Origin of the sequence: Phenylobacterium sp., assembly GCF_030645195.1 — a bacterium.
Taxonomy (GTDB): Bacteria; Pseudomonadota; Alphaproteobacteria; order Caulobacterales; family Caulobacteraceae; genus Phenylobacterium.
Window position 1 is genome coordinate 1 of the sequence record NZ_JAUSLW010000129.1, and the last position, 11,486, is coordinate 11,486.

Consider the following 11,486-nt stretch of genomic DNA (forward strand, 5'->3'; position numbering starts at 1 on the left):
CCAGCATGACGTCCACGAAGGGCGTCACATTGATCTCGCTGTTCGCTTCCACGGCGTACCTGCCACCCCCAGAACCTGAGAGTTTGGCGCCCATGGTGCTTAGGCCCCTTTGTCGAGCTGCCGGGAGATGCCGTTCATCAGTTCAGCCACGAACCCTTCCGTACGCGCACCGTAGGCGGAGATGCGGGTCTGGAAGTAGTTGTAGAAGATAACCGACGGGATAGCGGCGAACAGACCGATACCCGTGGCCAGCAGCGCTTCGGCGATACCGGGGGCGACGACGGCCAGGTTGGTCGTGTTGGTGTTCGCGATCCCGATGAACGAGGTCATGATCCCGTAGACGGTGCCGAACAGGCCGATGAACGGACCGGACGAACCGACCGAGGCCAGGAACTGCATCCCGCTGGAGAGACGACCACCGAGCGAGGCTTGCACGGCGGCGACGGCGCTCTCGGCCCGGTGAAGGACCGTTTCACGGTGAGCGCCGCTGACGGCCAGACCAGCCTGACGCGACAGTTCGACTTCTTGGGCGGCCGCGGCGGCCATGTCGGCCAGCGGGTTGCCCTCGAATTCGTCGGACATACCGATCCGGCCCATGTCGTTGATCGACTTGGCCGAGCGGAAGGCTTCAAGGAAGCGGTCCGTCTGGCGGTTCAGAGCGCCGTATTCGAGGAGCTTGGTGACCAGCAGGGTCCACGAGAAGATGGAGCAGAGCACCAGGCCGATCATGACGACCTTGACGACCGCGCCGGCGTCAATGGCCATCTGGATGACGCTGAGCTTGCCAGCATTTTCCATTTGGGGCGGAGCAGCGTCGGCGGCCGGAGCGGCCTCGGCGGCGGGAGCAGCGGCGGCGTCGGCGGCCGGAGCGGCGGCGGCATCAGCGGCGGGAGCCGCGGCGGCGGCGTCAGCGGCAGGCGCGGCCGGAGCGGCGGCATCCTGCGCGAACGCCGGCGCGCTCGCCATCAGCGCCAGGGCGCCAATGAGAGCGATGAAAGGAGTCGTTCGTTTGTTGTCGAGCATCTGTCGCCAGTTCCTGATTGGTCTAGCACGTTTGGACCGAGGGTCGTCGCGCGAGAGCGTCTCCACCCCAATTGAAAATGCCCGCCGTTCCTCGCGTAACCACGAAAGGAACAACGGAGCCGCTATCGCTGCGCCCGACCCCGCAACCCGTGTCGCGAGGCGCGACGGTCGTGTTCCGGTAGCGGGAGCGACCTCGCCCTCCCCGAGGGGAAGTTGAAGTCTTACCGCTATGTTAGACGTGCGGCAGGGGTGCTTTGGCAACCCCTTTTCCAAGCGTCAAGGGGGGGACCCGCCAAGCGCCCGCATATGGATGTGTCGGAAGATACGGTATTGCTGCACCGCACAACGCATTCCACAAGTATTCCCGATCGATTTTCTACTTGTGGGGGAATTTATATGCTGCGTCGCAGCATTTTCGACGGAACGCCGGTCTTGAAATAACACGGTCGCCGAACGTCCCTGGCGCGCCTGCGCCTGATTTTCGGTCATCTCTTCGTCGTGAAAGGCAAATGGGAGTCCGGGGCCGAACCGTCAAGCTCTGAGGCTTCGACTCGCGCGCGGAAGCCGCCGGCCATGGCGCGGCGGCCACAGTCGTCCGGCGGGGGTGATCCTCGCCCTTGCCGGGGCTCTAGAAGCTGTAGGTGACGCCCGCGCGGACGGTGCGGCCCGGCAGTGGGGCGATGTCCTTCAGGAAGGAGGTGTGTTCCCGCCCCTCCTCGTTGGTCAGGTTGCGGCCGTCGAGGAAGAGCTTGAAGTCCTGGTCGGCCAGGGGCCGCCAGGACACCCGGGCGCTCAGCAGGGTGTAGGCCTCGGTGGGCAGCTCAAAGGCGCTGAGGCGCCCTTGCCCGGCCACGTGGCGGACCTCCACCTGGCCCTCCAGGCGCGGAGCCTTCCAGACCAGGCGGCCAGTGACCGAATAGGGCGGGATCCGCGCGGGGGGCCCAATGTCGGTCGCCCCGCGCACATAATCATAGGAGCCTTCGGCCGATAGCACCCCGTCGCCGCCACGCCAGAGATCGTAGGACCCTTCCAGCTCGCCGCCATGGAAGGTGGCGTCGGTCTGGGTGAAGCGAACCACCGGCAGTTCGCCCGCCGGATCGATCACGCCCGCGTCGTCGACGAACAGACCCGTGCGCATCTCGTCGATGAAGCCCTTGTAGTCGGCGCTGTAGATGTGGGCCTCGACCTTGCCGTTGTCGCCCGTCCAACGCAGCGTCGCCTCCAGGGAGGTGACCTGCTCGGCGTCCAGGGTCGGGTCGCCGATCTCGTAGCTGCCCGTGCCCCCGTGGGGACCGTCGGCGAACAGTTCGAACTCTGTGGGGGCGCGGTTGTTGTGGGCCAGGCTCAGCCCCAGGAACCAGGCGCTGGCCGGACGCCAGAAGACGGCGACCGAGGCCGAGGCGTTGGTGAAGTCCTGTTTGCCCGCCGCCCGGGCCCAGTTGACGCCGGAGGCGGCCGCCGCGTCGCTGGTGGGACGGCCGTGGAGACTTGCGTCCAGGGTGCGCCGGTCGACGCGCAGACCGCCCTCCACACCCCAGCCGTCGCGGTCCAGGCGCTGCAGCAGGAACACGCCGACCTCCTGGATGGTCACGGGCGGGATGAAGGCCTCGTCCCCCAGGGCCTCGAAGTCACGGCCGAGCACCTGGACGCCCACCGCGCCCTTCCAGCCGTCGCGTTCGCGCTGGACCAGCTCCAGCCGGCCCTCGGCCCCCTTGGAGAGGAAGGTCGTACCCACCGCACCGCTGGCCACGTCAACCTCGCGGTGCTCGTAGTCGGCGTAGCCCACCGAGAAGCGGGCCTTCTCGAAGGGGCCGACCTCGAGGCTGGTCTCGCCGCGCAGGTCGTAACGGGTCTGGTCGAGGTCAATATAGACCGGCCCCTCGGCCGGCGGCGGGCCGACCGGGACAACCTGCGGGAACGGCACGCCGTACTGGGTCTGGGTGCGCTTCACCGAGGCGCCGAGGAAGCCCCGGTCGCCGACATGGGACAGGCCGATCCCGTAGGCGGTCAGGTCGACATCGGTGTTCTTCACCACGCGGTCCGGCAGGGCCGTGACGCCGTTGGCGGCCCCATACCTGGAGGACACGGGATGGGAGGGACTGTCGTAGTCGCCGCTGGCCCGGCGAACCGCGTCCAGGGCCACGACCCACGGCCCCTGCCCCGCCTTCAGCCCGGCCGAGACGGAGTAGCTGTCGTCCGCCGAGCCGTAGGAGGCGGCCACATGGCCGTCCGCGCCGCCGCTGGCCGGGTGGGAGGGCACGCGTTCGTCGAGGATGTTGACCACCCCGCCGATGGCCGAGCCGCCATAGGCCAGGGTCGAGGGGCCCCGCAGGACCTCGATGCGGGAGGCCTCCCCCGGATCGGAGGCCACGGCGTGGTCGGGCGAGAGGGAGCTGGCGTCCACCAGGCCGACGCCGTTCTGCAGGATCAGCACCCGCGGCCCCGACAGGCCCCGGATGATCGGACGGCTGGCGCCTGGGCTGTAGGCGGTGGAGCGCAGGCCCGGCATGCCATTCAGCAGATCGCCGATCCCCACCGGCGGGGCGGTGGAAAGCTGGGCCTGGGTCACCACATTGATACTGGTGGTGGCCGAGTCGAGGGAGACGGCGTAGGGCGCGCCGGTGACGATCAGTTCCGAGACGGTGGGGGCCGCCTCCTCCGCCATGGCCTGGCCGGAGCAGAGAGCCGAGACGCCGACCGCGGCGAGAAGGAGCGTTTTGGCGCACATGTGGGAACCCCTGAAAGCAAGCCCAGGGACCACTATGTTATATCATAACATCTCTCAAGCGGATTCCTGACACGGGGCCCCGGGGTCAACGAAACGCCTCGAAAATGGGCGCGGACACCCTCCCCGCCTAGGGAATGTGTCCCGTGCTCGCCTCCACAGCGGCCAGGGCGGTGAGATTGACGATCCCCCGGGCGGTGACGCTGGGAGTCAGGACGTGGATCGGCTTGGACATGCCCAGCAGCATGGGCCCCACCAGCAGAGCGCCGGTGGAGGCCTGAAGCAGGGTCAGGCTGATATTGGCCGCGTCGAGATTGGGCATGACCAGCAGGTTGGCCGCCCCCTTCAGCGCGCTGTCGCCCACCAGGCGATTGCGCTGCCCCTCCAGCAGGGCCGCGTCGGCGTGCATTTCACCGTCCACTTCCAAGCTCGGAACCTGGGCGCGCAGCAGGGCCAGCGCCTGGCGCATCTTGCGCGCGCTCGGAGAGTTGGAGGCGCCGAAGCTGGAATGGGAAAGCAGGGCCGCCTTCGGCTCCAGGCCGAACCCGCGCACCGCGTCGGCGGCCAGCCGGGTCATCTCGGCGATCTGCTCGGCGGTGGGATCAGGGTTCATGTGCGTGTCGCAGATGAACAGCACCCCGCCCCGGGTGATCAGGGCCGACAATGCATGGATGCGGTCGATGCCCGGACGCCGGTCGATGATCGGCATCACATAGGTCATGTGCCGCCACCAGTCGCCAGAGCCGCCGCAGAGGGCGGCGTCGACATAGCCGGACTCCAGCAGCATGGTCGCGGCCACGGTGGGGCGGCGCTCCACGCGGCGGGCGGCGGCGTCCGGGGGCGCGCCTCGGCGGCCCACCAGATCCTGGTAGCGCGCCACCAGGGGCGCGAAGACCTCGCGGTCCCTGGCGGGGTCGAGGATCTCCACCTCGGCGTTGGGCCGCATGCGCAGACCGAGCTCGGTGATGCGGGCGACGATCACCTCGCGCCGGCCGATCAGGACCGGCCTGGCCAGTCCCTCGTCCACCACCGTCTGGACCGCGCGCAGGACGCGGTCATCCTCGCCCTCGGCATATGCGACCTTCTTCATGGCCTTGCGGGCGGTTTCGAAGATCGGCCGCATGAGTTGGCCCGACCGGTAGACGAAGCGCTCCAGCTCGGTGCGATAGGCGACGAAGTCGGCGATGGGTCGGCGCGCCACCCCGGTCTCCATGGCCGCCTTGGCCACGGCCGGGGCGATCTGCAGGATCAGGCGCGGATCAAAGGGCGCGGGAATGATGTAGTCGCGGCCGAATAGCGGCGCGGCGCCGCCATAGGCGGCGGCAACCACCTCGGAGGCCTCGGCGCGGGCGAGGGAGGCGATCGCCTCGACGGCGGCCAGCTTCATCGCCTCGTTGATCACGCTGGCGCCGACATCCAGGGCGCCGCGGAAGACGAAGGGGAAGCAGAGCAGGTTGTTGACCTGGTTCGGATAGTCGCTGCGGCCGGTGGCGACGATGGCGTCGGGACGCGCGGCGGCCACCAGCTCGGGCAGGATCTCCGGCTCGGGATTGGCCATGGCCAGGATCAGAGGATTGGCCGCCAGCAGCGGCAGCCACTCGGCCTTGAGCACCCGCGGCGCCGAGAGACCCAGGAAGACGTCGGCGCCGGACAGCACCTCCGGCAGGGTGCGGGCGTCGGTCTGGCGCGCATAGGCGGCCATGTTGGGGGGCATGTCGGGCTCACGGCCCTCATAGACCACGCCCTTGATGTCGGTGAGGGTGATGTTCTCGGGCTTCAGCCCCATCAGCACCAGCAGGTCCACGCAGGCCAGCGCTGCGGCGCCGGCGCCGGAGGTCACGAGCTTGATGTCGGCGAGAGACTTGCCCTGCAGGACCAGCGCATTGCGCACGGCCGCGGCGCAGACGATGGCGGTGCCGTGCTGGTCGTCATGGAACACCGGGATGTTCATCCGCTGGCGCAGGGCCCGCTCGATGGCGAAGCACTCCGGCGCCTTGATGTCCTCGAGATTGATCCCGCCAAAGGTCGGTTCGAGGGAGGCCACGATGTCGACGAAGCGGTCGGGGTCCAGCGCGTCGATCTCCAGGTCGAAGACGTCGATGCCGGCGAACTTCTTGAAGAGGACGGCCTTGCCCTCCATCACCGGCTTGCTGGCCAGCGGCCCGATATTGCCCAGGCCCAGGACCGCAGTGCCGTTGGAGATCACCGCCACCAGGTTGGCCCGCGCGGTCATCTCGTCGGCGGCGGCGGGATCGGCGACGATCGCCTCGCAGGCCGCGGCGACGCCCGGCGAATAGGCCAGGGCCAGGTCGCGCTGGGTGTCCATCCGCTTGGTGGGCTCCACCGACAGCTTCCCCGGCCGGGGAAGGCGGTGATAGTCGAGCGCGGCTTTCCGGAAATCGTCGTCCATGGCGGTCAGGTCTCCCAGGGGGACCTCTGCGATGGACTGGCGCGATCTTCAAGCGTCGCGGCGCTTTTGGCGCGCGCGCGGCGGGATTTTCCGGCTGCTGGCGTCAGCCGCCCGGCGACCGCCCGGCTTCAGCGTCGGACTTGGCCTTCTCGGCCTTGCCCTGCAGGTAGGCCAGTCCGGAGATGGCGTTGCAGCGGCCGTGATAGCGGAAGGCGTCGGCCAGGGCCAAGGACAGCGGCCAGACCGTATAGTTGTCGGGCTTGGCCATGCGGGTGTCCATCTCCAGGCGCATGGTGGCCCGCTCGGCGCGGATGCCGGAGGCCACGACGTCAGCAGCCTTGCTGGAGAAGGCGGCCTCGTTGAGATTGCCCCCGACGCCAGTGGCGGCGCTGCCCAGGGCGGCCAGGACCCGGCTGCTGCTGGCCGGGCTGGCGATCGCCGCGGCGCCCGAGAACAGGGTCGCGCTCACGCTGGAGAAGGCCTTGATGGCGATCTGGTTGCCGTGGAAATACTCCAGATAGACATCGCAGTTCTTGTCGGAGGCCATCAGCACCGCGCCGACGATGGCGTTGCGGCGCTCGGGGCGGCTGGCCAGCGGCAGGGCGTCGAAGTCGGCCAGGGCGGCCTCCAGGCTGCGGGTTCCGGCCTTGCCGCTGTAGCGCGCGATCAGGTCGGGCAGGTCCAGGGTCACCACGTCGGCGTTCTGCCAGGTCGGGTCGGGAGAGCCCCGCGGGGACTTGGTGTGCGGCGAACCCATGGTGGTGCCGAAGCCGCCCACCGGGCTCTGCGGCACCTGGCTACGATCCTTGATCAGGGTTCCGCACCCGCCAAGCAGGCCGACGGACATCAGGCAGACCAGAACACGACGCATGGGCTTTTCCTTCCGATGGGGTGCTCGCCGAGCCTAGTTCGGCCCGGGCGAGGGGTAGGAGGTTTCGGGGTCGAGCAGCCGCGCGTCGGCGGCCCGCGCCTCGGCCGGGGTGTCGGCGAACAGGCCGAAGGCGTCGCGCAGGGCCGCCACGTGCGGCGGCGGCGTGGGCTCTGCGGCCCCAACAGCCTGCGGCCGAAGCTCCAGCGCGTCCCGCACGGGCCAGCGCCAGTACTCACCGTGGGTGAAGCCCGAGACCGTGGTGTCGTGATCGAGCGGGACGTCGACGATCCCGTGGCCCAGGCGCACCTTGTCGACGCTGCCCCTCAGAGGGCCGCCGATGATGTCGCCGTTCACGATGGCGTGGTGAGGGAAGTAGAGGTTGGTCCAGGCCGTGGCGGCGAAGGGCGCGGCGTGGTGGGGCCACATTCCGTCGAAGATCTTGCCGGCCTTCGGACCCTGGTCGGTGCGCGGCTGCGGCGGCGAGGTGGGATGGCGCTTGTAGACCTTGGCCTGCTCGCGGAAGGCGTCGTCGGACTCCTCCATCAGCAGGCTGGCATAGGTGAGCGGACTGCCGATGGTGATGAAGTCGCTGATGCGCCAGGGCGAGGACTTGCCGGGCTTGCTGGCGGTGTTGAGCTCCCGCCCATAGGCGCGGACCGCCGCCCGCCAATCCAGCAGCCGCTGGGGATCATCCGGGGCGGCCTCCAGCGCTGCGGCCGCGGCCTCGACGGCGTCGGCGGCGGCCTTGGTGCCCGCCAGGTCGAGCTGGTCGTAGACCTTGCCCCAATAGTGAGCCAGCAGCCGGTAGGCCACCACCGTGCCCAGGCTGTGGGCCAGGATGATGACCCGGTCGTAACGGCGGGGCCCGGAACTCGCGTGCAGGGCCATCAGCAACTGCATGCCGCGGCTGCGGATGCGGTTCTGGTTGGGGATGTTCACCGGAGAGCCTGAGAACATGCGGGCGGAATCGGTCATCACCGGGGTGAGGAAGCTGGCGTTGGCGCGCAGGCCCAGGACCAGGAGGGTCCCGGCGCCGACGGCGGTCATGACGGCGGCCGTGCGGGAGTCGAGCGGCGCGCCGTCGATGACGAAGGGCGCGCCCTCGGTCAGGGACACAAGCAGGGCGATGAGGATCAGGGCGCTCCCCAGGGCGAGGCACTGCGCCCGGCGATCGGGCATCAGCAGGAGCGGCGCGGTGTAGCCCGCCAGTCCCAGCAACCCGGCATATATGAAGTCGCGAACCGACCAGCCCAGTCCGTCGGCCAGGCCTGGCCCGGCCAGCAGGACCCCGCCCGACAGGACCACCAGCGCCACCGCCGCGATCGCCCAGCCCGCCGCCGATCGTCCGGAGGTCAGGGCCGACCAGTCGCGGGGCGGCGAGCGCGCGCCGTAGGCGACGGCGGCCAAGACCAGCCCCCCGGCCAGAGCCAGTCCCAGCCCGGCGCGCAGGTTGGGAAGCAGCCAGACCCCCGCGGCGACGGCGGCCAGCAAGACCAGCGGGGGCGCCCAGGACCCGACCCTGGGCAGGCGGGAGGAGAGGGTGAGCGCGGCCAGCACGAGCGCCAGGGCGAAGGCCTCCGGGCGCGCCTGGGGAAGGGTCGCGAGTCCCGCGAACAGCACGCCCCAGATTCCGGTGGCCAGCGCGATGGTCATGGCGATCTGGCGGATGGGCCAGATGGCCTGGGGCACCTCGGTGGGATGGCGCAACATCAGGTCGCGGAACCACCGCCAGAGGTGGGTGAAACGGTTCCCCTCCATCAGGTCGGCCCAGTAGAACTGGTGGAAGTCCACCTGCCGCCCGCCTGCCACCTGGGTGACGATCCGGCGCTGGTCGGACTCTTCGTCGTCATAGATGGGGGTGCTGTAGACGTCGGCGACGCCGGACGGCGAGGCCCTCGGGTCGGTGCGCCACACCGACTTGGCCAGCTCCACCACATCGGTCATGGGAGTCTGCTCGCCCTGCCCATGCACGAAGACGACGGCGATCCGATGCGTCGGATTGGGCATGACGTCCCCCCATTGCGAGCCTTCGGCGCTTACGCTCGCTAAGATTGCGAGTTCATCGAACGCAATTATCTGGCTCTGTCAAGTTTGGGGGCCGAAGGATGGCGTCGGCCTCGGCGGGCCGGCGCGCACAGCCCCCGAGACGGATGGGGTGAGTCTTTGGAGCTGGGGAAGGATGGTGGTGCCTGGGGGCGGATTCGAACCACCGACACGTGGATTTTCAATCCACTGCTCTACCAACTGAGCTACCCAGGCTTAGGTCCCGGCGTCGCGGGAGCCGCGTCTATAAAAGAGGGTCGGGGCGGTGTCCAGCGAGGAGCATCAATTCCCGTCATCCTCGTCGTGGAGGCTGTCGGCCTCGTCCTCTTCCACCGGAATCGCATAGCTCCCCACCAGCCAGCGCTGCAGGTCGACGTCGGAACAGCGGCGCGAGCAGAAGGGTCGGTATTCCGTGGAGCCGGGCTTCTTGCAGATGGGACAGGGAGCGGCGGTCATCGGACGTCCAGGCGATCGCGGAGCCAGTCGGGGTTGGTCTCGACAACGAACCGCGCGCCGATCCGCGCCGCAAGGATTTCCACATAGGGCTTGGCGGCCTGGGCCACGGAGGGCGCGCAGGTGGCCACGAGGCGCCCGCCGGGATCGCTGACGGCGGCGGCCTCCAGGCGGCGGATCAGGCGCAGGGCCAGGGTGAGATCGGACAAGCCCCCTGCCCCGTCGCCGAGAATGTCGCGGATCGCGCGGCCACGGCGCGGCACGGTCATCTCCATGGTGCCGAAACGGCCCACGGGACCGATGGCGACGCCGGGATTGTCGGGGGAAAAGGCCGTGCGGGCCGCCGTCAGCAGGGCGTTGCCGTCGTGGCCGCGTCCCACCAGGTCGATGACCACGATCCCGCCCAGGCCCTTCAGGCGCAGCAGGCGGGCGGATTCGGCCAGGGCCGTGTGGTTGGCCTGGCGGGTGACGCGCTTGACGTCCTGGCCCTTGCGCTCGCCCACATCGACATCGATGGCCACCAGGGCGCGGGTGGGCTCCACCGCCAGGGTTCCGCCGCCTGGCAGGGGATGGATGGTCTCAAGCGCCTCGGCCTCGGCGGCGTCGGCCATAGCGCGCGCCGCACGGCTTTCGATGATGGCGGTGTCGCGGGCGAAGCTCGCCAGCTGTTCGGACAGGTCCGGGGCGGCGGTCAGCAGGCGGGGCTTGCCCTCCGCCGGACCGATGGCGCGGACGGTGGCGAGCTTGCCGTCGCGCGGCTCGCTACGGACCTCCACCTCGATCGCCTGGCCCTCCACGGGCCGGGCCTCGGGCCGGAAGGCCATCAGGGCCTCGACGCCGCCGAGATCGACGAAGGCCGAGGCGAAGGCCGGCTCCACCTTGCGCACCCGGCCCACCAGCCGGGCGCCGAGGCGGGTGAGCTCTGGGTCGTCGTCGCGGAGGATCAGCAGCCGCTCCGGCGCGCCGTCGAGGGTGACCACCCCGCGGCTCTCGCCGATCCCGCGATCGAGATAGAGTTTTCGCACGCTCATGACCGTGAGAAGCCCAGGCCGGTCAGCAGGTTCAGGGTCTCATAGAGCGGCAGGCCCACCACGGCGGTGTAGGAGCCCTGCAGGGCCATGACGAAGGCGCCGGCTCGGCCCTGGATGGCGTAGCCGCCGGCCTTGCCCAGGCCCTCGCCACCGGCGAGGTAGGCCGAGATCTCGGCTGGCGTCAGGCGTTTGAAGTGCAGGCGGGTTTCCACCAGACGGCTGGCGGCCCGGCCGTCGGGTGCGCGCAGCGCCACGGCGGTCAGCACCTTGTGGGCGCGGCCCGACAGCAGCTCCAGGCAGGCGCGGCCCTCGGCCTCCGTCTCCACCTTGGGCAGGACGCGGCGGCCCACGGCCACCACCGTGTCGGCGGCCAGGACATAGGCGTCTGGCTGCTCGGCGGCGACCTTAGCCGCCTTGGCCACGGCCAGCCGCAGGGCCAGCAGGCGCGGCGTCTCGTTGGGAAGTGGGGTTTCGTCGATCTCAGCGGCCACAACGGCGTCGGGCGCGAGACCGATCTGGGCCAGGAGATCGAGCCGCCTGGGGCTCGCGGAGGCCAGCACCAGGCGCGGCGTCGTCATCGAGGGGACCGTGCGCCCGCTAGCGGACGCGGAAGGTAATGCGGCCCTTGGACAGGTCGTAGGGGGTCATCTCCACCAGGACCTTGTCGCCGGCCGAGACCCGGATGCGGTTCTTGCGCATCTTGCCGGCGGTGTGGGCGATGATCTCGTGATCGTTCTCGAGCTTCACGCGGAAGGTCGCGTTGGGCAGGACTTCACTCACCGTGCCCGGAAACTCCAAAAGTTCTTCTTTAGCCATGCAGGCTCCAAATAGACGCCGATAAAAGTCGAACGGCCCACGCCTGAATCGAGGGGCGCGAGCCGTGGGAGAGGCCTCTATCATAACGCGGAGCCCGCCGCACGGTCGAATGCC

Annotated in this window: 9 protein-coding genes, 1 tRNA gene and 1 pseudogene; all 11 read right to left on the reverse strand. The window is 69.5% G+C overall.

All coding sequences use genetic code 11. The features are described 5' to 3' along the window. A pseudogene (locus Q7T09_RS11140) lies at window positions 1-94 on the reverse strand (biopolymer transporter ExbD); the annotation flags it as partial. Between the two features lie 5 nt (window positions 95-99). Then, entirely contained in the window at window positions 100-1,023 is a 924-nt protein-coding gene (locus Q7T09_RS11145) for a MotA/TolQ/ExbB proton channel family protein (RefSeq protein WP_304699696.1), read from the reverse strand. 628 nt (window positions 1,024-1,651) lie between these two features. After that, window positions 1,652-3,751 carry a TonB-dependent receptor gene (locus Q7T09_RS11150; RefSeq protein ID WP_304699698.1) on the reverse strand — a complete coding sequence of 700 codons (2,100 nt, stop codon included), beginning with the start codon at window positions 3,749-3,751 and terminating at the stop codon, window positions 1,652-1,654. A 127-nt stretch (window positions 3,752-3,878) separates the two neighbouring features. Next, window positions 3,879-6,158 carry an NADP-dependent malic enzyme gene (locus tag Q7T09_RS11155; protein ID WP_304699700.1) on the reverse strand — a complete coding sequence of 760 codons (2,280 nt, stop codon included), beginning with the start codon at window positions 6,156-6,158 and terminating at the stop codon, window positions 3,879-3,881. 103 nt (window positions 6,159-6,261) lie between these two features. Next, window positions 6,262-7,029: a hypothetical protein gene (locus Q7T09_RS11160; protein ID WP_304699701.1), complete on the reverse strand. Its 768-nt coding sequence runs from the start codon at window positions 7,027-7,029 to the stop codon at window positions 6,262-6,264. Between the two features lie 33 nt (window positions 7,030-7,062). Beyond that, window positions 7,063-9,036: a hypothetical protein gene (locus tag Q7T09_RS11165; protein ID WP_304699702.1), complete on the reverse strand. Its 1,974-nt coding sequence runs from the start codon at window positions 9,034-9,036 to the stop codon at window positions 7,063-7,065. A 176-nt stretch (window positions 9,037-9,212) separates the two neighbouring features. Beyond that, a tRNA-Phe gene (locus tag Q7T09_RS11170) sits at window positions 9,213-9,288 on the reverse strand. Between the two features lie 66 nt (window positions 9,289-9,354). Then, a complete protein-coding gene (gene yacG, locus Q7T09_RS11175) occupies window positions 9,355-9,528 on the reverse strand; it encodes a DNA gyrase inhibitor YacG (protein WP_304699703.1) in 174 nt (57 codons plus the stop codon). Then, window positions 9,525-10,556 (reverse strand): ribonuclease E/G, encoded by a 1,032-nt coding sequence (locus tag Q7T09_RS11180; protein ID WP_304699705.1) that lies wholly within the window; start codon window positions 10,554-10,556, stop codon window positions 9,525-9,527. The genes yacG and Q7T09_RS11180 overlap by 4 nt, the downstream gene beginning before the upstream one ends. Further along, a complete protein-coding gene (locus Q7T09_RS11185) occupies window positions 10,553-11,134 on the reverse strand; it encodes a nucleoside triphosphate pyrophosphatase (protein ID WP_304699707.1) in 582 nt (193 codons plus the stop codon). Before Q7T09_RS11185 ends, Q7T09_RS11180 begins: the two co-directional genes overlap by 4 nt. 19 nt (window positions 11,135-11,153) lie before the next feature. Next, a complete protein-coding gene (gene infA, locus Q7T09_RS11190; protein ID WP_215341158.1) occupies window positions 11,154-11,372 on the reverse strand; it encodes a translation initiation factor IF-1 in 219 nt (72 codons plus the stop codon). Window positions 11,373-11,486 lie beyond the last annotated feature (114 nt).